Origin of the sequence: Pseudarthrobacter sp. 1C304, assembly GCF_052245515.1 — a bacterium.
Classification (GTDB): domain Bacteria; phylum Actinomycetota; class Actinomycetes; order Actinomycetales; family Micrococcaceae; genus Arthrobacter.
Genome location: NZ_JBQQCH010000003.1, coordinates 1 through 25,394, shown reverse-complemented (window position 1 = coordinate 25,394; position 25,394 = coordinate 1). Strand labels below are relative to the sequence as shown.

Sequence of the window (25,394 nt, the reverse complement as noted above, 5' to 3'; positions counted from 1 at the left end):
CCGGCCCCGGCCCCGCGCGTCAGGCGAGCCGGGTGATTTCCACGGTCACATTGAGGGAGGAACCGCCCCCGCCGGAGAGGATGCCCTTGAGCGGGGGCACATCCCGGTAATCCCGGCCCCGCGCGACCGTCACGTGGAAGTCGCCGGCCGGCTTGTGGTTGGTGGGGTCCCAGCTCCGCCATTCGCCGTCCCACCATTCCAGCCAGGCGTGCGACTGCCCCGCGACCGTCTCGCCGATGTCCGCGGACGAGCGCGGGTGCAGGTAACCGGACACGTAACGGGCCGGGATGCCGCGGCTGCGGAGGGCGGCGATGGCAAGGTGAGCCAGGTCCTGGCAGACGCCCTGGCGCTGGTTCCAGGCCTGCTCGGCATTGGTGGTGACCCCGGTGGAACCCTTCATGTAGGTCATCTCGCCGCGCATCCATTCAAAGATGGCCATGGCCGCGTCGTGCGGGTTCTTGCCCTCGACGACGCCGGGAACGATTCCGAGGACTTCGGCGCCCGGCCCGGTGAGCTGCGACTGCGGAATCCAGTCGCTGAACTTGTTGACCGTCTCCGGAGCGGCGAGGACATCCCAGCCCACAATGTCCGACTCGGCCGGGATGCGTTCCACCCGGTGGACCTCCACGGTGGTGGTGGACAGGACTTCCAGGTGTTCGTGCGGCATCTGCATGTCGAACGCCGTGACCCGGGTGCCCCAGTAGTCGCGGTAGCTGCTCAGCGCCGCCTGGGACGGGGAAACCTTCAGGGAGGACTCCAGCACCACCTGCTGGGGATCCGTCAGCGGCGTCATCCGTGCCTCGTTGTAGGACAGCGTGACCCGCTTGTTGTACTTGTACGCGGTCTTGTGCGTAATGCTCAGCCGGGTCATGAAACTTCTCCCACCCAGGCCAGTTCGTCCGCCTGATTGAAGTACTTACGGGAAATGGCGTCCGACGCCTGTGAGACGGCCTTCTGCACGCGCTCCATGTGTTCCGGCAGCTCCGACATCAGGTCGTCGGTGCGGTGGAACTCGAGGAAGGTGCGGGCCTGGCCCACGATCCGGCGGGCGTCGTTGATGAAGCCGACGCGCTGCGCCGAGGGGTCCAGCTTGGCGAGGCACTCGTCGGCGTCCCGCAGTGCGTACACGATGGAGCGCGGGAACAACCGGTCCAGCAGCAGGAACTCGGCGGCATGCTGGTCGCCAAAAGCCGCACGCCGGGTCCGCAGGAACGACTCGTAGGCACCGGCGCACCGGAGCATGTTCACCCAGGACATGCCCGCGGACAGCACGTCGCGGGTGGACAGCATCCGCGCAGTCATGTCGGCGCGTTCCAGCGATCGGCCCAGGACCAGGAACTGCCAGCTCTCGTCGTGGCTCACGGTGGTGTCCGCGAGGCCACTGACCATGGCAGTGCGTTCCAGGACCCAGTTGCAGAAACGGTAGGTGCCCACCACGTCCTTGCGGTGCTGGTTGAGCCCGTAGTAGGTGGTGTTCAGGCTCTCCCACAGCCCGGAGGACACGGTTTCCCGGGCCCGGCGGGCGTTCTCCCGCGCAGCGCCGAGGGAGCCGGCGATGGACGTTGCGCTCTGCTTGTCGTACGCGAGGGCGTTGAGCAGCTCGGGAAGGCCGAAGTCCTCGCTCTGCGCCCGGGCGCCCATGACGGCCAGGAGTTCCTGCGCCACGCTGCGCTGCTCCTCCATGGGCAGGTGGTTGAGCCGCTCCAGGTGGACATCGAGGATCCGGGCGGTGCCGTCGGCCCGCTCCACGTAGCGGCCGATCCAAAACAGTGATTCGGCGATCCGGCTAAGCATTCGCGGTTACCTCCAGCGCATGGGAAATCTGAATAGGGCAGGACAGCAGGACTTCGCACCGCACGGTGCCGCGGCTCATTGCTGCTGCTCCTTCTGGCTGTCGCGCCAGTTGCTTTCAACGGGCCACACCGAGACACGTTCACGGACCGTGATGGCCGGGCGCGGCAGGGCCTCCACCGGCACCTCCGGGGAATCGGCCAGGACCCAGGTGTCCTTGGAGCCGCCGCCCTGGCTCGAGTTCACGATCAGTGAGCCCTCCTTAAGCGCCACCCGGGTGAGGCCGCCGGGCAGGACCCAGACGTCGTCGCCGTCGTTGACGGCGAAGGGGCGCAGGTCCACGTGCCGGGGGCCGAACTTGTCGCCGCTGAGCGTGGGAACGGTGGACAGCTGCAGGACCGGCTGCGCGATCCAGCCCCGGGGGTCCGTGACGATGCGTTTGCGCAGCGCCTCGAGTTCATCCGCGGAGGCATCCGGGCCGATGACCAGGCCCTTGCCGCCGGAGCCGTCCACGGGCTTGACCACCAGTTCGTCCAGCCGGTCGAGGACCTCTTCGCGGGCTTCCTTTTCTTCCAGCCGGAAGGTGTCCACGTTGGCGATCACGGGTTCTTCGCTGAGGTAGTAGCGGATCAGGTCCGGGACGTAGCTGTAGACCAGCTTGTCGTCTGCGACACCGTTGCCCACGGCGTTGGCGATGGTCACGCCGCCGGCGCGGGCCGCGTTGACCAGGCCGGGGCAGCCGAGCATGGAGTCGGCGCGGAACTGCAGCGGATCCAGGAATTCGTCGTCGATGCGCTTGTAGATCACATCCACACGCTGTTCGCCGGCGGTGGTGCGCATGTAGACACGGTTGCCGCGGCAGATAAGGTCGCGCCCCTCGACCAGTTCCACGCCCATCAGGCCCGCGAGCAGGGTGTGCTCGAAGTAGGCGCTGTTGAAGACGCCGGGGGTCAGGACCACCACGGTGGGGTCGTCGACGCCGGACGGCGCCGTTTTGCGCAGGGCCGACAGGAGCCGCCGGGGATACTCCTCCACCGGGCGGATCAGCTGCTGGCCGAAGGCCTCGGGCAGGCCCTTCGCCATCGCGCGGCGGTTTTCCAGGACGTAGCTGACGCCGGAGGGGACGCGGACGTTGTCCTCCAGGACCCGGAAGGTCCCGGCGGCGTCACGCACGACGTCGATGCCGGAGATATGCACGCGCACCCCGCCGGCCGGTTCGAAGCCGTGCACCTGGCGGTGGAAGTGCGCGCTGGTGGTGACGAGCTGGCGCGGGATCACGCCGTCGGAGACCACTGCCATCTTGTCGTAGACGTCATTAAGGAACGCCTCAAGGGCGCGCACGCGCTGCGCCACACCCTTTTCCAGGACCGTCCACTCGTCAGCCGGGATGACCCGCGGCACGATGTCGAGCGGGAAGGGACGCTCCTCCCCCGCGAAGTCGAAGGTGACGCCGCGGTCCAGGAAGGTGCGCGCCATGGAATCGGCGCGGGCCGTGACGTCGGCCAGCGACAGTTCACGCAGGGCTCCGGCGACCTGCCCGTACGACTTCCGGGCTTGCTGCCCGGGGGTGAACATCTCGTCGTAGGCGCCGGTGCGGTCGGCGGCCACGGAGTAATCCTGGAATAGGTCAGACATGGTTCCTAGACAATCACTTTTTTGTTGCGAAATCATTTCCGTCCGCCCGTGCGGGGCGCACGCTGTGCCGGTAGCGGCATTTCCGCCCGGTTGAGGCAAGGTAGGTGCGTGCCTGTCTTTCCTTCCACACCGCGGCCGGGCCCGGTTTCGGCCCTGGTGCCGGGCCTGCTGGCCGCCGCGGCCGCCGTCGTCCTGGCCCTGGCCGTCCACACCCTGGTTCCGGTCCTCCCGGCCATGACGCTGGCCGTGGCATTCGGCCTGCTCGCCGCGAACATCCCCGGGCTCTCCGGCTGGACATCGGGGCCGGGACGGGCCGGGCTGGACTTCGCCGGGAAGCACCTGATGCGCGCCGGAATCGTGATCCTGGGCCTGAAAGTCAGCCTGGGTGACGTGCTCGGCCTCGGCTGGGTGTCGCTGCTGCTGATCACGGGCGTGGTGCTCGCCGCCTTCGCCGGGACCTACGGCATCGGCAGGCTGTTCCGGCTGCCGCCGCACGTCTCGCTGCTGGTTGCCACCGGTTTTTCCATCTGCGGGGCGTCCGCCATCGGGGCCATGGCCGCCGTGCGCCGGATCCGCCAGGCCGACACCGTCCTCCCGGTGGCTCTGGTCACCCTGTGCGGCACCCTGGCCATCGGGGTGCTGCCGCTGCTCATCCAGCCGCTGGGCCTCAGCCCGGAGGTCTTCGGCGCGTGGGCCGGCGCCTCGGTGCACGACGTCGGGCAGGTGGTGGCCACCGCCCAGACCGCCGGGGCCTCGGCGCTGGCCGTCGCCGTCGTCGTCAAGCTCACCCGGGTGATCCTGCTGGCGCCCATCACCGCCGCCGCGGGGCTGCACCACCGCAGCACCGCGGGCGCCGCCGCAGGCGTGAAGCGCCCGCCGGTGGTCCCGCTGTTTGTGCTCGGGTTCGTCGCCTTCGCGGCCCTGCGCTCCACCGGGTGGCTGTCCCCCGCCGCCCTCGACGCCGCCGCCGTCCTGCAGGACATCGCCCTCGGAATGGCCCTGTTCGGCCTCGGCTCCGCGGTCCGTGTGGGCCAGCTGCTGCACACCGGAGCGCGGGCGCTGCTGGCGGCCCTGGCGTCCTGGCTGCTGATCGCCGCACTGGGCCTGGGCGCCGCGGTCCTCATGGTTAGATAGCTGGGTGCCGAACCAGAACCTGCGCCGCGATGAAGCCGCAACCCGCTCCGCCCTGATCACCACCCACAGCTACGACGTCACCCTGGACGTCCGGCAGGCTGCCGATCCGGACGTCCCCGGCTACCAGAGCCGCAGCGTGATCACCTTCTCCGCGGCCCGGCCTGGAGCGTCCACGTTCCTGGACTTCATCGGCAGCGACGTGCACAGCGTCCTGCTCAACGGCACGGAACTTCCGGTCGCCGACGTCGTGGACGGCGCCCGGATCCGGCTGGACAACCTCCAGGCGGAGAACCAGGTGACCGTGACGGGGACGGCGCGGTACAGCACCTCCGGAGAAGGCATGCACCGCTTCTTCGACCCGGCCGACGGCCAGTGCTACCTCTACACCCAGTACGAGCCCGCCGACGCACGCCGGGTGTTCGCCAACTTTGAACAGCCGGACCTCAAGGCGGAATTCACCTTCCACGTTCTGGCACCGTCCGCGTGGCAGGTGTCCTCCAACGGGACCGGAACCCGGCGGGCGCCCCTTCCGGAGGACCCCGGCACCAGCTGCTGGGACTTCGCCCCCACCCGGCCGATGTCCACGTACATCACCACCGTCCTGGCCGGCCCGTACTTCAAGGCCGAGGATTCCTGGTGCGGAACGCTCGGCGACGGCACCACCCTTGAGGTGCCGCTGGCCCTGTACTGCCGCGCCTCCATGGCGCCGTCCTTCGACACCGCAGCACTGATGGACCTCACCAAGGACGGCCTGGACTTCTTCAACCGCCTCTTTGACTTCCCGTACCCGTGGGGCAAGTACGAGCAGGCCTTCGTGCCCGAATACAACCTCGGCGCCATGGAGAACCCCGGCCTGGTCACGTTCACGGAAAGCTACGTCTTCACCTCCCGGGCGGCCGACTCGCAGTACCAGGCCCGCGCGAACACGCTGCTGCACGAGATGGCGCACATGTGGTTCGGCGACCTGGTCACCATGCAGTGGTGGGACGACCTGTGGCTGAAGGAGTCCTTCGCGGACTACATGGGAACCCTCGGCGTGGACCGCACCACGGACTGGGACACCGCGTGGGTGAACTTCGCCAACAACCGCAAGGCCTGGGCCTACGTGCAGGACCAGCTGCCCACCACGCACCCGATCGTCGCCGACATCCCCGACCTCGAGGCGGCCAAACAAAACTTCGACGGCATCACCTACGCCAAGGGCGCCTCGGTACTCAAGCAGCTGGTGGCCTATGTGGGCTTCGACGCGTTTATCGAGGGGTCGCGCCGGTACTTCAAGGACCACGCCTACGGCAACACCACCCTGGCCGACCTGCTAGCCGCGCTCAGCGCCGCCTCGGGCCGGGACCTCGCGGCTTGGGCCCGCCAGTGGCTGCAGACCTCCGGCATCTCGACACTCACGCCCGGGATCGAGGAGCACGACGGCGTGTTGGGCACCGTGACCCTCCACCAGGAGGCCGAGGATCCGGCGACGGGCCGGCAGGAGCCGCGGCCGCACCGGCTGCGCATCGGCCTGTACGACCTGGATGGGACCGGGGCCCTGGTCCGCACCGGGAGTGTCGAAACCGACGTCACCGGCGCCCGCACCGAGGTGGCCGGGCTCGCAGGCCGGCCGCGGCCCGCCCTGCTGCTGGTCAACGACGAGGACCTCAGCTACGCCAAGGTCCGGCTCGACCCGCAATCCGAGGCGACGGTCCGCAGCTCGCTCGGTGCGCTCACTGATCCGATGGCCCGGGCCCTGTGCTGGACCGCGCTATGGGACTCGGCCCGCGACGCCGCCACCCCGGCGTCCCTGTACGTCGACGCCGTCGAGCGCTTCGGCCCTGCCGAGTCCGGGATCGGCGTGCTGCTGGCCGTCCTGGGCAACGCATCCACCGCGATTGAACGCTACGTGCCGGCCGGCGCCCGGCCGGCCGTGCGCCGCCGCTTCCTGACCTTCGCCGCCGACCAGCTGCAGCAGGCCGCACCGGGTTCAGACCAGCAGCTGGCATGGGCCCGCACGGTCGCTGCGACCAGCCGGTACGACGTCAGCCAGCTGGACCTGCTCCGCGGCATCCTTGACGGCAGCACGGTCATCGAGGGCCTGGCCGTGGACGCCGAGCTGCGCTGGAATTTCTGGCACGCCCTGGCCGCCAACGGCGAAGCCACCGCGGACCAGCTCGGGGCGGAGCTGGCACGCGACAACACCGCAGCCGGCAGGGCCGGGCATGCCACCGCCCTCGCGGCCCGGCCTGACGCCGGCGTCAAAGAGGCAGCCTGGCAGGAGGCGGTGCACGGCACCTCCCTCTCCAACCAGCTGCTGAGCGCCACTATCGCCGGTTTCAACACGGCCCCGGCAGCACAGCTGCGCGGTTTCGTTGACCCGTACTTCGAATGCCTGGAGGATGTGTGGGCCGGCCGCACCATTGAAATCGGGAGCCGGATCGTCCGCGGGCTCTACCCGGCGGGGCAGGATGTGGACGGGCAGGATCCGGACAGTACCCCGGACACCCACCCGGTGATTGTGCAGACGGACGCATGGCTGGCCGCGCACCCGGAGGCGCCGCGGGCCCTGCGCCGCATCATCATCGAACAGCGCAGCCATCTGCACCGCGCCCTCACGGCGCAGGCCCTGGCCGCGAACCACGCGTCGACTGCTCCGTAACCGCCCTTTTGGGGGCTCAAAACGGCAGTTACGGAGCAATCGACGGGGTCGTGGGGGCTTACGGGACGCGGTGCAGCCACTCCGGTGTGCCGAACTTGGCTTCCACCCGGCGGTGCGCGGCGGCGATCTCCGCGTCCGTGAGTTCCGACGGAGTCGCCGAGTAGCGCTCGGCGAAGACGTCCATCATGGAGGCGACAATCTCTGCCCGCGCCAGGCCGGTCTGGCGGCGGAGCGGGTCCACCCGCTTCTTGGCGCTCCGGGTCCCCTTGTCGGAGAGCTTCTCCTTGCCGATCCGCAGGACCTCCACCATCTTGTCCGCGTCGATGTCATAGCTCATGGTGACGTGGTGCAACATGCCGCCGTTCGCGAGCCGCTTCTGCGCGGCACCCCCGATCTTCCCCTGCTCGGTGGCGATGTCGTTGAGCGGCACATAGAAGGCGCTGACGCCGATCTTCTCAAGCGCGGCCATCACCCAGGCGTCCAGGAACCCGTAGGAGTCGGCAAAGCTGATGCCGTCCACCAGGGTCTGCGGCAGGTACAGCGAATACGTGATGCAGTTGCCTGCCTCCATGAACATGGCTCCCCCGCCGCTGATGCGGCGGACCACGCTGATGCCGTGACGCTCGACGCCGGCCGGATCCAGTTCGTTCCGGACGGACTGGAAGCTGCCGATAACCACGGACGGTTCCTCCCAGTCCCAGAAGCGCAGCGTCGGGTTGCGGCGGCCCGCACCCACCTCCTCGGTGAGGACCTCGTCGAGGGCCACGTTGATGTGGGTGGGCAGCACGGAGGGCCCGATGATGTTCCAGTGGTGGTCGGCCCAGCCGGTGGCCTTGGCCAGGGCGCGGCGGACGGTGACGGCCACCGCGTCGGCGGAAAATCCGAACAGCACCGCATCGGCGGGCAGGGCGGCCGCCACAGCGCCCGCGATGTCCGCCGCGGCGGACTCGGCGGGGAGGCCGGTGAGCGCCTGGTTGATCGCCGGCAGCGCCTCGTCCGGCTCCAGGAAAAAGTCCCCGCTGAGCGAGACGTTCGTGAGGACTCCGCCGGCGACGTCGAAGTCGGCCACCACCAGCTTGCCTCCGGGAACCTTGTACTCCCCGTGGCGGCGGGTCCCGCCGTCGTCAGCGCTGCTGGGGCCGGGCACGGGGTTCAGGGAAGTCATGCCGTTAATCCTGCCACGCGGCGCGCGGGGCCGCGGACGCCGGGACGCAAAAAGCCCGCACCGTTGCCGGTGCGGGCTTTCCACAAGACCTTGGGGGAAGTATTACTTCTTGCCGCCGAAGCCCTTGAAGCGAGCGTTGAAGCGCTCGACGCGGCCTGCGGAGTCCATGATGCGCTGCTTGCCCGTGTAGAACGGGTGGGACTCGGAGGAGATTTCGACGTCGATGACCGGGTAGGTGTTTCCGTCTTCCCACTCGATGGTCTTCTTGGAAGACACGGTGGACTTGGTCAGGAACTTGACGCCGGAAGCCAGGTCGTTGAAAACAACAGCTTCGTACTTCGGGTGGGTATCAGACTTCATAATGGGACCTTTGTTCACGCAACTGGATTTTGCCAGCTGCCAGGTATGAATGGGATGGCCGGCGGAAGTGACCGGACGGCCAGCTATCCATTATAGCCGATCGACGGCGGACTGACGAACGCCTGGTAGCCCCTGCCGGCGCACCCTTGCCGCACGTCAACGGCACGCCTTATGGCCTTTGGGAGGTCCGGTCAGGCCCTGGACCGCAGCTCCCAAAAAGCGACGGCGGACGCGGCCGCGACATTGAGTGAGTCCACGCCGGCGCGCATGGGGATCTTGACGGCCAGGTCGACGGCGGCGAGGGTGGCTTCACTCATCCCGGCGCCCTCGGTGCCGAGGACGAGGGCCAGTTTGTCCGGCCGGCGGGCCGCCAGGTCATCGACGTCCACGGCGTCGCCCGTGAGCTCCAGGGCAGCGACGGTGAAGCCGTGGTCCTGCAGCACCCGCAGGTCCCCCGGCCAGTCCTCCAGCCGGGCCCACGGCACCTGGAACACCGTTCCCATGCTCACCCGGACGCTGCGGCGGTACAGCGGGTCCCCACAGCGGGGGGACACCAGGACGGCGTCGATCCCCAGCGCCGCGGCGGAACGGAAGATCGCGCCGACGTTGGTGTGGTCCACGATGTCCTCCAGGACGGCCACCCGCCGGGCGCCGGCGAGGAGCTCCGGCAGCGGCACCGGTGCCGGGCGCTGCATCGCGGCCATGGCCCCGCGGTGGAGGTGGAACCCGGTGATGGCTTCCAGGAGCGCGGCGGAGCCGATATACGCAGGCACGTCCGGGTACCGCTCGAAGACGTCCGCGAGGTCCTCGACCCATTTTTCGGCGAGGAAGAAGGAGCGCGGCCGGTGTCCCGCCGCGAGGGCGCGGCGGAGCACCCGGGAGGACTCCGCGATGTACATGCCCTCGACGGGCTCCCGCAGCTTGCGCAGGTGCACATCCGTGAGCTGCGTATAGTCCGACACGCGCGGGTCGTCAGCGGAGTCGAGGTGGTGGAAGGTCACTGGCGGGCCATTTCAGTCGGGAGCATTTACTGGAAGAGGTTCGCGACCATAAATCCGAGGGCCACGAGGCCCAGGACGAAAATGACGCCGCGCAGAACCACCGGGGACAGCCTGCGCCCCACCTTCGAGCCGATCACTCCGCCGATCAGCGAACTGACGGCAATCAGGCCGACCACGGTCCAGTCGATCCGGTCGAAGGCGAACAGCAGATACGAGGCTGCGGCCACCACGTTGACGCCCAGGACCAGGATGTTCTTCATGGCGTTGGCGTTCTGGATGGTGCCCGTCATAAAGACGCCCAGGATTCCGACCAGCAGGATGCCCTGGGCAGCCACGAAGTACCCGCCGTAGACCCCGGCGAGGTACACGAGGACCACCAGGAGCACGCCGTGGCTGCGGTCGCGGATGGCGTGTTCGGGGTTCTGCTCCCGGTTCCGGACCCACTGCTGCAGCCGGGGCTGGAACGCGACCATCAGCAGCGCCAGCACAATCAGCACCGGGGCGGCGTAGTGGAACACTTCCTCCGGCAGGTGCAGCAGCAGGTAGGCCCCGGTGATGCCGCCCAGCAGCGAGGCGGGCAGCAGCTTCAGCAGCTGGCCGCCGCGTCCGGTGAGTTCCTTGCGGTAGCCCCAGGCGCCCGCGGCATTGCCGGCCACCAGGCCCATCGCGTTGCTGATGGAGGCGGTGACGGGTGCGTAGCCCAGGGCAATCAGCACCGGGAAAGTCACCAGGGTGCCGGAACCGACCACACTGTTGATGGTTCCTGCCCACAGCCCGGCGAAGAAAATAAAGACGCTGTTAAGGTACTCCACGCGCTGTCAGCGGCCCGCTCAGCGGCGGGCGGTGGCCGTGTACCGGCCGGCGGTGACACTGACGTCCAGGGGCATGCCGAACGTTTCGCTCAGGTTTTCCGTGGTGAGGACGCTCTCGATGGGTCCCTGGGCCACCACGCCGCCGTCGCGCATCAGCAGGGCGTGCGTGAAGCCCGGCGGGACCTCTTCCAGGTGATGGGTCACCAGCACGATGACCGGGGCGTCCTCGTCACGGGCCAGGGCACTCAGCCGGTAGACCAGGTCCTCGCGGCCGGCCAGGTCCAGCCCCGCGCCGGGCTCGTCCAGGAGCAGCAGCTCCGGATCCGTCATCAGCGCCCGGGCGATCTGGACGCGCTTGCGCTCCCCCTCCGAAAGGGAGGAGAACGGCCGGTTGAGCAGCGGGCCCATGCCCCACTCATTCAGCAGGGCGAAGGCGCGGCGTTCGTCGTCCTTCTCGTAGCCCTCGCGCCACCGGCCGGTGACGCCGTAGGCGGCGGTCACGACGACGTTGAGGACCTTTTCCTGCTCCGGGATCTGGTTGGCCAGGGCAGCGGAGGACAGCCCGATCCGGGGCCGCAGTTCAAAGACGTCGACGGCGCCGAGGATCTCCTCCAGGACGCCGGCCATGCCGCTGGTGGGGTGGATGCGGGCCGCGGCGATCTGCAGCAGTGTGGTCTTGCCGGCGCCGTTGGGGCCAAGGATCACCCAGCGCTCGCCTTCCCGGACCTGCCAGTCGACCTTGTCCAGGAGGGTTTTTGCCCCACGGACAACGCTGACGGCGGCCAATTCAAGAACATCACTCATAGGAGTAGACACTAGGACATAAAAGCGGACGACTGATAACCGGAACGCCGGGCCTGACCTGCACTCCCACGTGCGGCGCGCGGGCGCGTCACCGGTGCGCAACGGATTCGGGCCGCCCTTCGTGCGATCGCTAGGATTGCAGGCATGGATCTGAACGTGACCGCAGTGAGCTATGCCCCGAAACTGACCGCTCCGGAGGTGCAGCGGCTCCGTTCGGCGCTTGCCGCCTCCGGCGTGGCGCTGGAGGAGGGAACCACCACCGGTGACACCCGGTTCGAGGTCTATACGGCGGACGGCAGCTTCGCCCCTGCCGCCGGCCCCGCGGCCGGACCAGAACAGCAGGCGGCGGCACTGGCCGGGCTGCGCCGGGCCGTTGCGGCCGCCGGGCCCGCCGACGGGGACCTGGCGATCGTCCCCGCGTCGCTGCGCAGCGCCCAGCGGAAGTTCCTCATCATGGACGTGGACTCCACGCTGATCCAGCAGGAGGTCATTGAACTTCTAGCCGCCTATGCCGGCAAGAAGGAGGAAGTCACGGCCGTGACGGAGGCGGCCATGCGCGGCGAGCTGGACTTCGCCCAGAGCCTGCACGCCCGGGTGGCGGTGCTCGCCGGGCTGCCGGCCGACGTCGTTGATTCCGTCCGCGCCGAGGTCAAGTTGAGCCTGGGGGCCGCTGAGCTTGTTGCCGCCTTCCAGGCCGCCGGGCATGTGGTGGCCGTGGTGTCCGGCGGCTTCAACCAGATCCTCCGCCCCATCGCGGAGGACCTGGGGCTGGACTACTGGATCGCCAATGAGCTTGAAATCGTGGACGGGGCGCTGACCGGGAAGGTGATCGGCGATGTCGTCGACAGGGCGGCGAAGGAAAGGTACCTGCGGGCCTGGGCGGCCAAGGAAGGCATTCCGATGGAGCACACGATTGCCGTGGGCGACGGCGCCAACGACCTGGACATGCTGGGCGCCGCAGGCATCGGGGTGGCGTTCAACGCCAAGCCGGCGGTCCGGGCCGCGGCGGACGCCGCGGTCAACCTGCCGTACCTGGACGCCGTGCGGCACATCGCCGGGGTCTGACGGTGCACTAGAGGCCGTACAGAAGGACCGGCGGCGGCCAGTAGGACGGAAGGCCGGGGCAGCTGCCCCGGCCTTCCGTCCTACTGGATCCCGGTCTTACCGGATCCCGGTCTGACCGGGATCCGGCCTTACCGCATCCGCGGTGGTTAGTTGCTGCCCTTGGTGAAGTAGTCGGAGCCGCCGACGTATTCGGTGTGCCCGGTCTCGACGCCGGCGGTGGCCATCTTGGCGACCTCCGCGGCGAACTCCGTCACCGAGTACAGCTTCCCGGCCTCGGCGCGGCGTGCCTCGATGGCACCGGGGTTGGAGCGGTCCAGCAGGGTGGCCGTGACCGTGCCCTCGATCATGTCGCCGGAAACGACCACCAGGGAGATGCCCTTGGCGGCCAGGCCCGGGACGAGTTCGCGCAGTGCGTCCTCGCCGGCGCGCTTGCTGCGGGCCACGGGCTCATAGTTCTCCATGGTGGGAACAGAGTTGATGAAGTGGGCCTGGTGGCTTGTCACGAAGACCACCCGCGATCCCTCGGCCATCAGCGGCACGGCGGCGTTGAGCATGTTCACCTGCGCGTCGCGGTTGAGCTTGAGGGCGTAGCCCTCCTCCATGCCGGATTCCATCCCGCCGGACGCGTTGAGGACCAGGACATCAAGCGAGCCGAAGTTCTCCATGGCGGCGCTGGCCAGGGCCTGCACGCCTTCCTGGGTGGTGAGGTCCGCACCAACGGCGGCGGCGCGGCCGCCGGCCGCCTCGATCTCCGCGACCACCTTGTTGGCGCGCGGCGCCTTCTGGCGGTAGTTCACGACGACGGCGGCACCCTCGGCGGCCAGGAGCTTGGCGACTTCAGCACCAATGCCCCTCGATGAACCGGTGACGATCGCGGTCTTGTTATCCAGCAGTCCCATACGAGCTCCTTTGTTCCAAACGTCCAAAAACGGTGGGTCTGCACTCAATCATGCCAGCGGGCCCCGGGTTTCCAGTTGTCCGGGTCCCACAAAGAAGCTGCGGCAGGCTGTTACGGAACCGCCCCCGGGCGTAGGCTCACGCGCATGGGATGGCCAATGGCAGAGCGCCAGGAGCTTCCGTGCCTGAGGGAGTGAGCAGGGAGTGAGCGCGGAGTCGACGCCGGAGGAGGTCTTCAGTGGCTCACCACGCGGCCTGGAGCTGTTCCATGAGGTGGAGAAACTGCTGGCAGGAAACCCGCCGGCGGCAATCCGGGCCACCAAGAGCCAGGTGGCCTTCCGGGCCCGGCGCGGCTTCGCCTACCTGTGGTGGCCGGGCCGTTATGTGGATTCCGACGTTCCCGCCGTCCTGTCGATTGCGCTGCCGCGGCGCATCGATTCCGACAGGTTCAAAGAAGTGATCAACCCGTCCCGCGGTGTCTGGATGCATCATCTGGAGCTGCACACCGGGGACGAGTTGGACGCCGAGGTCCTGGCCTGGCTGCGGGAGGCGCAGTCTGCGGCAGGCTGAGGACGGCCCGCCAACCTCGCGGGCGGCCGGCGCGCAAACGGGGCGGCCGGACCGGTGCCGACCGCCCCGTTGCGCGGGCGCTGTTGTAGCCGACTACGTGTGGTCGATCCTGATCTTCTTGGCCGTTGCCTCCGGGGCGGCCACGGGCGCAGGGGCGCGCACCTCCAGGACGCCGTCTTTGTAGGTGGCGGTGACGTCCTCTTCCCTTGCCCCCGGTGGCAGCGCAACACTGCGGGCGAAGGATCCGTACCTGAATTCTGAGCGGTAGCCGTCTTTGCCCTTGTGCTCGGACTTCTCCTCACGTTCGGCGCGGATGTGCAGCATGCCTTCGCTCACGGAGACGTCCACATCCTTGTCAGGGTCAATCCCCGGCACCTCGGCACGGACCACCAGCGTGGTGCCTTCCACGAACTGTTCGACTTTGATGGACGGCGTCATGGTCAGGTCCCCGTCAAGGAAACGCTTGATCGGTTCCAGTACGTCCGACGGCACCCACTTGTTAAGTTCAGCCACGATTGTCCTCCCGGATCCACGGCCCTGCCCGGAATGGTCAGGGGTTGTAGGCCCATTACACACCCGGGAGCACTCGAAACGAAGGGCTGAAAGTCCTAGTGGCCCATGCCCAGGCCGCCGTCGACCGGGATGACGGCACCTGAGATGTAGGCGGCCTCATCGCTGGCGATCCAGCGGACAACGTTGGCCACCTCGGAGGCCTCGGCGAAACGGCCGGCGGGGATGTTGGACAGGTAGTCCTTCTGGGTTGCCTCCGGCAATTCGGCCGTCATGTCGGTGTTGATGAACCCGGGCGCCACCACATTCGCGGTGATGCCGCGGCCGCCGAGTTCGCGGGTCAGGGAGCGGGCGATCCCGACCAGGCCGGCCTTGGATGCCGAGTAGTTGATCTGGCCCGGCGCGCCGTAGAGCCCCGAGACAGAGGAAATCAGGACCACGCGGCCCTTACGTGCCCGGATCATGCCCTTGGAGGCGCGCTTGATCACCCGGAACGCGCCCGTGAGGTTGGTGTCGATAACCGAGGTGAAATCGTCTTCGCTCATACGCATCAGGAGCGTGTCCTTGGTGATGCCGGCGTTCGCCACCAGCACCTCCACGGGACCGTGGGCGGCTTCCACTTCGGCGAACGCCGCATCCACCGAGGCTTCGTCCGTGACGTCTGCCTTGACGCCGAGAATGCCCTCGGGGAGCGCTGATTCGCTGCGGTACGTGACGGCCACCTTGTCACCGTTGGCGAGGAAGGCCTCGGCGATCGCGAGGCCGATTCCGCGGTTTCCGCCGGTGATCAGGACACTGCGGCCGGTGGTTGCTGTTTCAGACATGGTGGGGCTCCGGAATTCTGCGGCGGACGGCGCCGCGCTGGGGGCGGGATTTTCCTGCCTCCGATCTTAGCGCCCGGCCGGCCCGCGTTTGGGCGGCCCTGCCGTTGGTGAGAGAATTGCGTTAAGCCTTGGGAGCGTGATCTGACAGCCGTGACACTCAAAAACCGATCCGGTGCGCCTGTGCCCGGGAATCCGGACGTTCCGTCCGGAAATCCCGAGGTCCACAGCATCACGGACGCCGCCACGGCGCATTCCGAAGAGATGCGCCAGCGGATGATCAAGTACGCCGTGGCGATGGGGATCCGCATGGTGTGCCTGGTCCTGATTTTTGTGGTGGACGGCTGGTTCAAGGTCCTGCCGGTCCTCGGCGCCGTGTTCCTGCCCTGGATAGCTGTCATCATTGCCAACGGCAGTGACCAGGCCGAGGTCCACGCCGACTCACTGCTCGACTATGCGCCGCTGGCCCAACTCGACGCGCCGGCCGCCCCGGATGCACCGGAGCCGGAGGACCCGTCCATGACGCTGCTGCAGGGCGAACTCGTCGACGACGACGAGGCCCCGGAGGACGGGCCGGGTTCCGCCCCGGGAGACGCCGGTACCGGCGATAGACACGGACGGGCGGCATCATGAATCTCTTTGACCTCACCGGGAACGGCGGAGCGGCCGGGCCTGCGGAAGCCGTGTGCTCCCGCAAGGCATGCCGGAACGGCGCTGAATGGCAGCTGCTCTGGAACAACCCCAAGATCCACACCCCGGAACGGCGCAAGATCTGGCTGGCCTGTGGAGAGCACCGGGCCTGGCTCGAGGACTATCTGCAGACCCGCGGACTCTGGAAAGAAACGTTGGCACTGGACCCGGCAGGCAAGGCACGCTGAATGTACCGTTTTCTCTTTTCCAGCAAATGGCTGGGCTATCTGTTGCTGGCCGCGATCTTCGCGGCTGCCTGCGTCGGGCTGGGCCGCTGGCAGATGGACCGCCGCGCCGAGACCCTCGCGGAAATCAACCGCGTCACCTCCAACTACTCCGCAACGCCGGTCCCCTTCGCCGAGGTCAAGGGCCAATTCAGCGCCCTCGCCGCGGACCGCGAGTGGACGCAGGTGGAGCTGAGGGGCAGTTACGACGTCGACGGGCAGCGCATCGTCCGCAACCGGCCGCTCAACGGCCAGCCCGGCTACGAAGTGGTGGTTCCGTTCCGGGTGGAAACCGGGGAGACCGTGGTGATTGACCGCGGCTGGCTGCCGATCGGCAACAACAACCCGGGCCGCCCGGACTCTGTCCCGGCCCCGCCGCAGGGCACCGTGACCGTCGTCGCCCGCCTCCGGCCCGCCGAGCCCGATCTCCAGCGCGGCGCCCCCGACGGGCAGCTGGCCTCGATCGACCTCACCGCCTATTCACGCCAGCTTGGCTATCCTGTCCTGACGGGCGCCTACGGGCAGCTGGCCTCGGAAAGCCCTGCGGCTGCGGCCATGCCGTTCCCGTTCCCGATGCCGTCCACCGAAGAAGGCACGCACCTCTCCTACTCGCTGCAGTGGTTTGCTTTCGGTGTGCTGATGTTCATCGGCTTCGGCTACGCCGCCCGGCAGCAGGCCCGGAACGCCGCCATCGACGCTGAGGACGCCGAAGCGCAGGGCGTGGATCCGGACGGCGGCGTGATGCATTCCAGCGGTCCGGTTGCCCGCCGCCGCCCCGCCGCCCGGAAGCGGAGGAACCCGACCGCGGAGGAAGAGGAAGACGCCATCCTGGATGCCCAGGGGTTCTGACATGGCGGCAGGCATCTTTCCGGAGCCGGTGGCCAGGGTGAAGCACGCGCTGGGCGCGCTCGGGGCCAGGGACACCGTCACGGTGCTTGAGTCCGAGGTTCCGACGGCGGCAGCGGCGGCAGCCGCCCTGGGCTGCGACGTCGCGGCCATCACCAACAGCCTCGTCTTCGATCTGGAGGGCGCCCCGCTGCTGATACTGGCCAGCGGCGCGGCCCGGGTGGACGTCGGGAAGGTCGCCGCCCGGCTGGGCACGGGACGGATCCGCCGCGCCTCCCCCGGGTTCGTGCTGGAACACACCGGCCAGGAAATCGGCGGAGTGGCCCCGGTCGGCCACCCGGAAAAGATCCGGACCCTGCTGGATGAGTCCCTCTCAGCCCACGCCGTCCTTTGGGCCGGCGCCGGAGACCACCACTCGATGTTCTCGATCAGCTACGAAGAGCTCCAGCGCATCACCGGCGCTCGGGAGATGCCGGTCCGCTAGCGGAGCGACGCGTTTGATTTGTGTAGCGTGCGTCTAAGCGAGGAACGAGCGAGCACGCGGCAAATCGAGCGCGGTGCGAAGCGGGAGGCGACCAACGACCGGCCTACGCCAGCGTGATCAGGTCGAGGTAGTCCTCGTTCCAGTGGTCTTCCACGCCGTCGGGCAGCAGGACCACCCGCTCCGGATTGAGCGCCTCCACAGCGCCCTCATCGTGGCTGACCAGCACCACGGCGCCGGTGTAGTTGCGCAGGGCGCCGAGGATTTCGGTGCGGCTGGCCGGGTCCAGGTTGTTGGTGGGCTCGTCCAGCAGGAGCACGTTTGCGCTTGAGGCCACGATGGTGGCAAGGGCCAGGCGGGTCTTTTCGCCGCCGGAGAGGACACCGGCGGGCTTGTCGACGTCGTCCCCGGAGAACAGGAACGACCCCAGGATGCCGCGGACTTCGGAGTCGTTCATGTCCGGGGCGGACGAGCGCATGTTCTGCAGGACCGTGCGGTCGACGTCGAGCGTCTCGTGCTCCTGGGCGTAGTAGCCCACCTTCAGGCCATGGCCCGGGATGATCTCGCCGGTGTCGGGCTTGTCGACGCCGGCCAGCATGCGCAGCAGCGTCGTTTTGCCGGCACCGTTGAGGCCCAGGATGACCACCTTGGAGCCGCGGTCGATCGCGAGGTCCACGTCGGTGAAGATTTCCAGCGAGCCGTAGGACTTGCTCAGGCCGTCCGCCGTCAGCGGGGTCTTGCCGCAGGGCGACGGGTCCGGGAAGCGCAGGGCTGCCACGCGGTCGTTTTCGCGGACCGCCTCGAGCCCGCCCAGGAGGCGTTCGGCGCGCTTGGCCATGTTCTGCGCGGCGACGGCCTTGGTGGCCTTGGCGCGCATCTTGTTGGCCTGGTCCATCAGGACCTGGGCCTTCTTTTCCGCGTTGGCGCGTTCGCGCTTGCGGGCACGCTCGTCGGTTTCGCGCTGCGTCAGGTACCGCTTCCAGTCCATGTTGTAGAAGTCGATCTGCGCGCGGTTGGCATCGAGCAGGAACACCTTGTTAACAGTCGCTTCGAGCAGTTCGGTATCGTGGCTGATCACGATCAGGCCGCCCTGGTGGTTCTTGAGGAACTCCCGGAGCCACGCGATGGAATCGGCGTCGAGGTGGTTGGTGGGTTCGTCGAGGAGCATGGTTTCGGCGTCCGAATACAGGATCCGGGCGAGCTCCACACGGCGGCGCTGGCCGCCGGAGAGGGTCTTGAGCGGCTGGTTCAGCAGGCGGTCCGGCAGGGCGAGGTTCGAGCAGATCGCAGCGGCCTCGGCCTCGGCCGCGTAGCCGCCGGCGGCCAGGAACTCGGACTCCAGGCGGTCGTAGCGGTTCATCGCCTTCTTCTGGACCGCGGCGTCCTCGCTGGCCATTTCCTCGTGGGCCAGGCGGAGCTTGCCGACGGCGATGTCCAGGCCGCGGACGGACAGAATCCGGTCCCGGGCGAGCTGCTCCATGTCCGGGGTGCGCGGATCCTGCGGCAGGTAGCCGATTTCGCCGCTGCGGGTGACCTTCCCGGCGGCCGGCAGGCCCTCACCCGCGAGCACCCGCGTGAGCGTGGTCTTGCCTGCACCGTTACGGCCGACCAGGCCGATCTTGTCTCCCTTGTCGATCCGGAAGCTCACCTGGTCCATGAGGAGGCGGGCGCCGGCGCGCAGTTCGAGATCCTGGACGGTAATCAATGCAGATAAGGCCTTTCACAACAGGGAACGCCGCGGCACACCGGTGGAACTGGAAGCGTGCCGGGACAGGAGGGCCGAGAGAACGGCCCCTTCAAGTCTACCGGCCCGCCCCCAGCCCCGTGACACCGGACCGAGACACCGCCCCATGACAGCGGGCCGGGCAGTGCGGCGGCACTGCGGCGGCAGTGCCCGGCCGGGCGGCGGACGCCGGACGGACCGGCCTTTGGCGCCGCCCTCCAGCAACCGGGCCGCCGCTTAGTGGAGCCCCTACAAAAAACACCTCCCGCCATGCTCGTACAGTCAGAAAGCAGAGAAGCATGTCCCCGCCCCCGCACGAAGAGGTATTCCCATGACACCGTCCGACGCCCCCGCTGCGGCCGCCTCCGTCCGGCGGCGCGCCCGCTGGAACGCCACCGACTTGGGGCTGATCGCGGTTTTCGCGGCGCTCGTGGCCGGTTCCGCCCTGATCGCCGCCATCCCCGTGGGAGGCCTCGGGGTCCCCATCACCCTGCAGACCCTCGCTGTGATGCTCACCGGCCTGGCGCTGGGCCCCGGCCGGGCCTTCGCCGCCGTCGGGCTGTATGTCCTTCTTGGCCTCGCCGGGCTGCCGATCTTCAGCGGCGGACGCAGCGGCCTCGGGGTCCTTGCCGGCCCGTCGGCAGGCTACATCGTGGGCTTCGTGTTTGCGGCCACGGCGGTGGGCTGGCTGGCCGTCATCGTGTTCCGCCGCACTGCGGGCCGCCTCCGCAGGTTCCGCGCCGTCCTTCTCTTCGCCGCCCCGATGCTGAGCAGCATCATCTTCGTCCACGGCCTGGGCATCCTCGGGATGATGCTGAACGCGAAGCTGGACTTCTCCAAGGCCTTCCTGGCCGACCTGGCCTTTTACCCGGGGGATGTGATCAAGAACGTGCTGGCTGTGACCATTGCCCTGGCGCTGCACAAGGCTTTCCCGGACCTTCTCGTCCGCCGGTCCCTGCCGGCCGGCGCCACCGTCCGCCCCGCCGGGACGCCGCAGCCTGCCGACTCCGGGGCGGACAGGCGGCCGTGAGCACCATCGTCCTGGACCGGGCCGCGGTGCGGGTCGCCGTCGACGGCCGGCCCGCGCCTAAAACCCTGCTCGAGGACGTAAGCCTGCAGCTCACCGAGCAGCGGATCGGCGTGATCGGCGCCAACGGCTCCGGCAAGTCCACCCTGCTGCGGCTCCTCAACGGGCTCGTCGCCCCGAGCAGCGGCACCGTCACGGTGGACGGCGCCGACACCGTCCGGGAGGTCCGGGAGGTGCGGCGGCGCGTCGGTTTCGTGTTCACGGATCCGCTGTCGCAGCTGGTCATGCCGACCGGCCGGGAGGATGTTGAGCTGTCCCTCCGGCGCTCGGTCCGGAACTCCCGGGAGCGCAGCAGCCAGGCGGAGGCCACCCTGGACCGCTTCGGACTGCTTCCGCTGGCCGACCAAAGCATCTACGAACTCTCCGGCGGGGAACGGCAGCTGCTGGCCCTCGCGGCGGTCCTCGCCGTGGACCCGGCCGTGTTGGTGCTGGACGAGCCGTCCACCCTCCTGGACCTGCGCAACCGGGAGCTGCTGCGGCGGACCCTGGCCGGGCTCCGCCAGCAGGTCATCCTCTCCACCCACGACCTTGAACTGGCGCTGGACCTGGACCGGGTCCTGGTGGTCGACGCCGGGGCCGTGGTGTTCGACGGCGGCGCGGCAGCCGCCGTCGGCCACTACCGGGCGCTGTGCGCCTTGGGGCCGGACGTCGGGACCGCGCCGGGAACGCCGCGCCTGGAGCAGCGGTGAGCAGCCACGGATTCCTGCTGGCCAACTATGTGCCCGGCGACTCCGTGCTGCACCGCGCGCCGCTGTGGCTGAAGTTCGTGCTGGTGCTGGGCTGCGGCATGGCGTCGTTCCTGATCGTGGACTGGGCCGTGGCGGCCGCGGTGCTGGTGCTGATGTGCGGCCTTTTCCTGCTGAGCGGCGCGGGACTGCGGAGGCTGTTCCGGGCGGTCCGGCCGGTGCTGCCGGTGCTGGCTGCGATCGGCCTGTTCCAGTGGTGGCAGCTGGGCGGTGCCACGGCGGCGCGGATTGTCCTCAACGTGCTGGTCTGCATCGTGGCGGCGTCGATCCTCACCGCCACCACGCCGGTGCAGCGGCTGCTGGACGGGGTCGCTTCCCTGGCCGCGCCATTCCGGCGGTTCGGAGCGGATCCGGAGCGGTTCGCGCTGACCATCGCCATCATGCTGCGCAGCATTCCGTTCATCGCGGGCGCGTACAGCGACGTCCGCGATTCCGCCCGTGCCCGGGGGCTGGAGCGCAACCCCCGGGCCCTGGTCCTGCCGGTCTTCATCACCACGGTCGCTTTTGCCCGGCAGACGGGCGACGCCCTCGCAGCCCGAGGCCTGGGCGAGGCCGAGGACGAGCCGGTCCCCCCGGGGGACATGCCCTCCCCTGACCCGGACCACCGGACATAAGCCCACTATGCGCACGGGCCACGCCGAAGAATGGGCATGTCCCACGGAGCACGCTGGAGAAGAAGGAGCAGCAGCTAGGCGAACCTGCGGTATTCCAACAGGGCGGCGGTGCCCATGCCGCCGGCGATGCTGATCATGGCCAGTGCCAGTTGCCCCCCGGCCGGGTTGCGGCGGGCCTGCGCCAGCAGCCGGGTGACCAGCACCGCACCGGATGCCCCGTAGGCGTGCCCCAGGGCCAGGGCGCCGCCGTCGAGGTTGGCGCGTTCCGGCGGGATGCCCAGCATGTCCAGGCACGCCAGGGTCTGGGACGCGAACGCCTCGTTGAACTCGACCAGCCCCACCGCGGTCGCCGGAACTCCGCACCGCCCGAGCAGGCGTTCGGCCGCGGCGGCCGCCCCCATGCCCAGCAGTTCCGGATCCACGCCGGCCGTGTCCGTGCCGCGGACCAGCAAACCGTCGCCGGCGCCCAGTTCGCGGGCTCGTTCCAGCGACGTGACCACGACGGCGGCCGCGCCGTCCGCGTCGAAGCAGGAGTTCCCCGCCGTGACCGTGCCGCCCTCAACAAACGCGGCAGGGAACCGGGACAGCACCGCGGTTGTGAGGCCCCGGCGCGGACCGTCGTCGGACACGACCGTCCGCTGCCCGTGCGGCCCGGCCACCCCGGACAACGGGACAATCTCGGCATCGAAGTGCCCCGCAGCGGCGGAGGCCAACGCGCGCCGGTGGCTGCGGAGGGCCAGCTCGTCCTGCCGTTCGCGGCTGATCCCGTACTGCGTGGCCACGTTCTCCGCGGCCACTCCCATGTCCGGATCGCCGAGGCGTTCCGGCACGAACTGCGCACGGGAGAAGAACTCGGGGTCTCCGTGGGAGGTGCGGCGGGCACGCAGCGGCGCCGTGCTGATGCTTTCCACCCCGCCGGCCAGGTAGAGGCCGCCCCCGCCGGCCACGAGGCGGGACGCCAGCACTATCGCGTCGAGCCCGGAGCCGCACTGCCGGTCCACCGTCAGTCCGGGCACGCTGACCGGCAAGCCGGCCTCCAGCGCCGCCAGCCGAGCCACGTTCCCGCCACCGCCCACAGCGTTGCCGATCACCACGTCCGCCACCGACTCCGGAACCGCCCCGGCGTCGGCCAGCAGGCTGCGGAGCACGGGGGCCAGCAGGTGGTGGGCCTGGACGGTTTTGAGGGCGCCGTTCGCCCGGCAGATGGGGGTGCGCCGGGCGGCAACGATCACCGGCTGCCGGTCAGCCGGGAGTGACAGCGCCGGCAGTGGCGCCCCCGGGAGGGAAGCCTGCGCGGCGCGCGGGGGCTGCCGGTCAGCCAAGGCGCCGGATCCGCGGGTCGTGGGTGGCAATCCAGTCGAGCAGCAGGTCCCGGCTGAGCTTGCCGCGGTCCGTCAGGGGAAGTTCGGCCAGGGCAAAGTACTCCAGGGGCCTCTTGTTGCGGGCCAGCGCATCCTCCACGCCCGCCCGCAGCTGGGTGGCGGTCACCCCGCCGTGCGACGGCACGATGCCGGCCACCACCTTCTGGCCGCGCAGATCGTCGGGGAGGCCGGCGGCCACGGCAGCGGCCACGCCGGGCACCGAGGCCAGTGCCAGCTCCACCTCGTGCGGGTAGACGTTGGTGCCGGCGGTGATGATCATGTCCGAGCGGCGGCCCAGCATGTGCAGGGTCCCGGTGTCGAGGTAGCCCTGGTCCCCCACCGTGTGCCAGCCGTCAAAGCTTTGCAGCGCCTGGCCGTCGTCGCCCCACAGGTAGCCGTCGCTGACCATGCCGCTGCGGACGCAGATGTTGCCGTCGGCGCCGTCGGGCATCGGCTGCCCACTGTCGTCGAGGATGCGGATTTCGACGCCGGGAAACGGCTTCCCGATCCCCGTGCCGCGCTGCTCCGGCGGCTGCCCGGGCGGGAGGCCGGCGCCGGACACGAAGCTGAGCTCCGAGGCGCCGTAGTACTCGAAGATAGTGGCGTTGGGTGCCCATCGGCGGGCGGCTTCCAGGGTCCGCGCGTCGAGCTTGGAGCCGGCGCAGATGATGCTGCGGATGCCTGAGGCGTCCACTCCGCCGCTCAGTCCCCGTTCGCTGAGGAGCCGGAGCATCGTGGGAACGAGGACCAGCCGGGTGATGCCGTCATGGCTGACGGCGGCGTGGGCGTCGCCGACGTCGAACCGGGCAAGGGTGTGGAATTCCGACCCGGCGTACAGGCATTCGGCCAGGGCGTAGAGGTTGAGGCTGGCCGCGAGGGGCCCGGGGGCCAGCGTCCGGTCGTCCGCAGCCAGACCGAAAAACTCGATCGACGCGTCGAAGGACTGCTGCCAGGACCGGCGCGAACGGGTGAAGGCCTTCGGGACGGACGTGGTACCGGAGGTCAGGCCGATCAGGAACGGCGTGCCCGGGGGCCCGTCGGCCAGGTCCGGCCGGTCCACGCGTGCGGCGTGTCCCATGCATGTTGCCGCACCGGCTGCGGCTGACGTTGCCGGCAGGCCGCGGAACCGGTCCCGGATGCTGTCCTGCAGCTGCTGCGGCCATGTCGGGTCGAGCACGGCGCACTGCCGCTCCCCCGCGACGGCGGCGGCGAACGCGGCGGCGAAGTGCAGCGAGTTCTCCTCCGACAGCACGGTCACCACAGGCGCGTCCGGCACCAGGTCCGCGGCCGCATCCCGCAGCTCCTCCCAGCTCAGGCGCTGCCCGGCCACGACGACGGCGGTCGCGTCGGGGCGGTCGTCGGCCCAGCGCTGGAGTCTGTCGAGGAAAGGCATCGAACCAACTTTACCGGCCGGGGGCGGCCGGGGCGCCGGCACGCGATATTGTGACAGCATGAGTTTCAATGACAACGTCCAGCTGGACCCCTCACAGGTCCAGGACCGGCGCGGCATGGGCCGCGGCGGAAAAGTCGGGATAGGCCTTGGCGGCGGCATCATCCTGCTGATCGCCTCCCTGCTCGGCATCAACCCGAGCCTTCTGGAGGGCCTGGGCGGCACCACGCAGGAGTCCGGATCCCAGAGCCAGGGTACCGCCCCGGCCTGCGAGACCGGCGCCGACGCCGACGCCCGGCTCGACTGCCGCATCACCGGAACCGTCAACAGCCTGAACGCCTTCTGGCCGGCCTACCTGGCCCAGTACAACAGGCAGTACCCGCAGCCCGGCACGGTGATCTTCGAAGGAGGCACCAACACTGGCTGCGGCGCAGCAACCTCCGAGGTGGGCCCGTTCTACTGCCCGGCGGATTCCACCGCGTACTTCGACCCGGGCTTCTTCCAGGAACTCGTGGACCGCTTCGGCTCCTCCGGCGGACCTTTGGCGCAGGAGTATGTGGTGGCCCACGAATTCGGCCACCACATCCAGAACGTGCTGGGAAACCTGGACCGGGCCCAGCAGGACCCGCAGGGCCCGGAGTCCGGCGCCGTCCGGGTGGAACTGCAGGCTGACTGCTACGCCGGCCTGTGGGTCCGCTACGCCACCACCCAGGAGGATCCCAACACCGGGGTGCCGTTCCTGGAGCCGCTGACGGAGCGGGACCTGCAGGATGCCCTCTCCGCCGCGTCGGCCGTGGGTGACGACCGCATCCAGCAGGCCGCTACGGGCCGGGTCTCCCCGGAAGCCTGGACTCACGGCTCCAGCGCCCAGCGCCAGAAGTGGTTCTACCAGGGCTACTCGACCGGCGACATCAACCAGTGCGACACGTTCGCCGTCGCCACCCCGTGACCTACCTGATCCCCTGACCCTGTGACCGCATAGAAGCGGGAACTACGACGGCGGCCGGCCACCTTCTGGAAAGG

The 25,394-nt window shown here is 69.2% G+C and carries 26 protein-coding genes; 12 read left to right on the top strand and 14 right to left on the bottom strand.

What is annotated here, in order from left to right:
* Positions 1-19: 19 nt before the first annotated feature.
* The 3 genes from ACTWQD_RS07650 to ACTWQD_RS07640 all read right to left on the bottom strand — a co-directional run bounded on the left by ACTWQD_RS07650 (position 20) and on the right by ACTWQD_RS07640 (position 3,426).
* Positions 20-871: a transglutaminase family protein gene (locus tag ACTWQD_RS07650; protein ID WP_443195563.1), complete on the bottom strand. Its 852-nt coding sequence runs from the start codon at positions 869-871 to the stop codon at positions 20-22.
* Positions 868-1,794 carry an alpha-E domain-containing protein gene (locus tag ACTWQD_RS07645; RefSeq protein WP_024366688.1) on the bottom strand — a complete coding sequence of 309 codons (927 nt, stop codon included), beginning with the start codon at positions 1,792-1,794 and terminating at the stop codon, positions 868-870. Before ACTWQD_RS07645 ends, ACTWQD_RS07650 begins: the two co-directional genes overlap by 4 nt.
* Before the next feature lie 75 nt (positions 1,795-1,869).
* A complete protein-coding gene (locus ACTWQD_RS07640) occupies positions 1,870-3,426 on the bottom strand; it encodes a circularly permuted type 2 ATP-grasp protein (RefSeq protein ID WP_066438036.1) in 1,557 nt (518 codons plus the stop codon).
* Positions 3,427-3,534: 108 nt separating this feature from the next.
* Between ACTWQD_RS07640 and ACTWQD_RS07635 the strand changes: the two genes are divergently transcribed.
* Positions 3,535-4,560 carry a YeiH family protein gene (locus ACTWQD_RS07635; protein WP_443195562.1) on the top strand — a complete coding sequence of 342 codons (1,026 nt, stop codon included), beginning with the start codon at positions 3,535-3,537 and terminating at the stop codon, positions 4,558-4,560.
* 4 nt (positions 4,561-4,564) lie between these two features.
* Complete coding sequence (pepN, locus tag ACTWQD_RS07630; RefSeq protein ID WP_443195561.1) at positions 4,565-7,204, top strand: aminopeptidase N; 2,640 nt, start codon at positions 4,565-4,567, stop codon at positions 7,202-7,204.
* A gap of 58 nt (positions 7,205-7,262) precedes the next feature.
* On the opposite strand, the gene ACTWQD_RS07625 is transcribed toward pepN, so the two are convergent.
* The 5 genes from ACTWQD_RS07625 to ACTWQD_RS07605 all read right to left on the bottom strand — a co-directional run bounded on the left by ACTWQD_RS07625 (position 7,263) and on the right by ACTWQD_RS07605 (position 11,346).
* Positions 7,263-8,369, bottom strand: coding sequence for a lipoate--protein ligase family protein (locus tag ACTWQD_RS07625; RefSeq protein ID WP_443195560.1), 1,107 nt, complete (start codon positions 8,367-8,369; stop codon positions 7,263-7,265).
* 102 nt (positions 8,370-8,471) lie between these two features.
* Positions 8,472-8,729, bottom strand: a complete 258-nt coding sequence (locus ACTWQD_RS07620) for a type B 50S ribosomal protein L31 (RefSeq protein ID WP_024365679.1) — start codon at positions 8,727-8,729, stop codon at positions 8,472-8,474.
* Positions 8,730-8,920: 191 nt separating this feature from the next.
* The gene (locus ACTWQD_RS07615) at positions 8,921-9,730 is read right to left on the bottom strand and encodes a TrmH family RNA methyltransferase (protein WP_443195559.1); all 810 of its coding nucleotides are present in this window, start codon (positions 9,728-9,730) and stop codon (positions 8,921-8,923) included.
* A 26-nt stretch (positions 9,731-9,756) separates the two neighbouring features.
* Positions 9,757-10,542 (bottom strand): sulfite exporter TauE/SafE family protein, encoded by a 786-nt coding sequence (locus ACTWQD_RS07610; RefSeq protein ID WP_443195558.1) that lies wholly within the window; start codon positions 10,540-10,542, stop codon positions 9,757-9,759.
* A gap of 18 nt (positions 10,543-10,560) precedes the next feature.
* Positions 10,561-11,346 carry an ABC transporter ATP-binding protein gene (locus ACTWQD_RS07605; protein ID WP_443195557.1) on the bottom strand — a complete coding sequence of 262 codons (786 nt, stop codon included), beginning with the start codon at positions 11,344-11,346 and terminating at the stop codon, positions 10,561-10,563.
* Between the two features lie 144 nt (positions 11,347-11,490).
* Between ACTWQD_RS07605 and serB the strand changes: the two genes are divergently transcribed.
* A complete protein-coding gene (serB, locus tag ACTWQD_RS07600; RefSeq protein WP_443195556.1) occupies positions 11,491-12,411 on the top strand; it encodes a phosphoserine phosphatase SerB in 921 nt (306 codons plus the stop codon).
* 146 nt (positions 12,412-12,557) lie between these two features.
* Here the strand turns inward: serB and ACTWQD_RS07595 are convergent, their stop codons facing one another.
* Entirely contained in the window at positions 12,558-13,310 is a 753-nt protein-coding gene (locus ACTWQD_RS07595) for an SDR family oxidoreductase (RefSeq protein WP_443195555.1), read from the bottom strand.
* Positions 13,311-13,512: 202 nt separating this feature from the next.
* On the opposite strand from ACTWQD_RS07595, the gene ACTWQD_RS07590 reads away from it, so the two are divergent.
* A complete protein-coding gene (locus ACTWQD_RS07590; protein ID WP_443195554.1) occupies positions 13,513-13,878 on the top strand; it encodes a DUF5655 domain-containing protein in 366 nt (121 codons plus the stop codon).
* 93 nt (positions 13,879-13,971) lie between these two features.
* On the opposite strand, the gene ACTWQD_RS07585 is transcribed toward ACTWQD_RS07590, so the two are convergent.
* The gene (locus ACTWQD_RS07585; protein WP_443195553.1) at positions 13,972-14,391 is read right to left on the bottom strand and encodes an Hsp20/alpha crystallin family protein; all 420 of its coding nucleotides are present in this window, start codon (positions 14,389-14,391) and stop codon (positions 13,972-13,974) included.
* Between the two features lie 95 nt (positions 14,392-14,486).
* Positions 14,487-15,212 carry a beta-ketoacyl-ACP reductase gene (locus tag ACTWQD_RS07580; protein WP_443195552.1) on the bottom strand — a complete coding sequence of 242 codons (726 nt, stop codon included), beginning with the start codon at positions 15,210-15,212 and terminating at the stop codon, positions 14,487-14,489.
* A gap of 150 nt (positions 15,213-15,362) precedes the next feature.
* On the opposite strand from ACTWQD_RS07580, the gene ACTWQD_RS07575 reads away from it, so the two are divergent.
* Genes ACTWQD_RS07575 through ACTWQD_RS07560 form a run of 4 tightly spaced genes read left to right on the top strand, consistent with a single transcriptional unit; the run spans position 15,363 to position 17,453 of the window.
* Entirely contained in the window at positions 15,363-15,842 is a 480-nt protein-coding gene (locus ACTWQD_RS07575) for a DUF3099 domain-containing protein (protein ID WP_443195551.1), read from the top strand.
* Positions 15,839-16,087, top strand: coding sequence for a hypothetical protein (locus ACTWQD_RS07570; RefSeq protein ID WP_443195550.1), 249 nt, complete (start codon positions 15,839-15,841; stop codon positions 16,085-16,087). Before ACTWQD_RS07575 ends, ACTWQD_RS07570 begins: the two co-directional genes overlap by 4 nt.
* Positions 16,088-16,972, top strand: coding sequence for an SURF1 family cytochrome oxidase biogenesis protein (locus ACTWQD_RS07565; protein WP_443195549.1), 885 nt, complete (start codon positions 16,088-16,090; stop codon positions 16,970-16,972). It abuts the gene before it with no gap.
* Between the two features lies 1 nt (position 16,973).
* A complete protein-coding gene (locus ACTWQD_RS07560) occupies positions 16,974-17,453 on the top strand; it encodes a YbaK/EbsC family protein (protein ID WP_443195548.1) in 480 nt (159 codons plus the stop codon).
* Between the two features lie 103 nt (positions 17,454-17,556).
* On the opposite strand, the gene ACTWQD_RS07555 is transcribed toward ACTWQD_RS07560, so the two are convergent.
* The gene (locus ACTWQD_RS07555; RefSeq protein WP_066438073.1) at positions 17,557-19,155 is read right to left on the bottom strand and encodes an ABC-F family ATP-binding cassette domain-containing protein; all 1,599 of its coding nucleotides are present in this window, start codon (positions 19,153-19,155) and stop codon (positions 17,557-17,559) included.
* 349 nt (positions 19,156-19,504) lie between these two features.
* Here ACTWQD_RS07555 and ACTWQD_RS07550 point away from each other — a divergent pair, with 349 nt between their 5' ends.
* From ACTWQD_RS07550 to ACTWQD_RS07540, 3 genes are read left to right on the top strand one after another with little or no spacing between them, the layout of a single operon-like run.
* Entirely contained in the window at positions 19,505-20,203 is a 699-nt protein-coding gene (locus tag ACTWQD_RS07550) for a biotin transporter BioY (protein WP_443195547.1), read from the top strand.
* Positions 20,200-20,949 carry an energy-coupling factor ABC transporter ATP-binding protein gene (locus tag ACTWQD_RS07545; protein WP_443195546.1) on the top strand — a complete coding sequence of 250 codons (750 nt, stop codon included), beginning with the start codon at positions 20,200-20,202 and terminating at the stop codon, positions 20,947-20,949. The genes ACTWQD_RS07550 and ACTWQD_RS07545 overlap by 4 nt, the downstream gene beginning before the upstream one ends.
* Positions 20,946-21,620: an energy-coupling factor transporter transmembrane component T family protein gene (locus tag ACTWQD_RS07540; protein ID WP_443195545.1), complete on the top strand. Its 675-nt coding sequence runs from the start codon at positions 20,946-20,948 to the stop codon at positions 21,618-21,620. Before ACTWQD_RS07545 ends, ACTWQD_RS07540 begins: the two co-directional genes overlap by 4 nt.
* A 74-nt stretch (positions 21,621-21,694) precedes the next feature.
* Here ACTWQD_RS07540 and ACTWQD_RS07535 read toward each other — a convergent pair whose 3' ends face one another.
* Positions 21,695-22,888 carry a thiolase family protein gene (locus ACTWQD_RS07535; protein WP_443195872.1) on the bottom strand — a complete coding sequence of 398 codons (1,194 nt, stop codon included), beginning with the start codon at positions 22,886-22,888 and terminating at the stop codon, positions 21,695-21,697.
* A 46-nt stretch (positions 22,889-22,934) separates the two neighbouring features.
* Positions 22,935-24,374 (bottom strand): class I adenylate-forming enzyme family protein, encoded by a 1,440-nt coding sequence (locus ACTWQD_RS07530; RefSeq protein ID WP_443195544.1) that lies wholly within the window; start codon positions 24,372-24,374, stop codon positions 22,935-22,937.
* Between the two features lie 58 nt (positions 24,375-24,432).
* Here ACTWQD_RS07530 and ypfJ point away from each other — a divergent pair, with 58 nt between their 5' ends.
* Entirely contained in the window at positions 24,433-25,320 is an 888-nt protein-coding gene (ypfJ, locus tag ACTWQD_RS07525; protein ID WP_443195543.1) for a KPN_02809 family neutral zinc metallopeptidase, read from the top strand.
* Positions 25,321-25,394 lie beyond the last annotated feature (74 nt).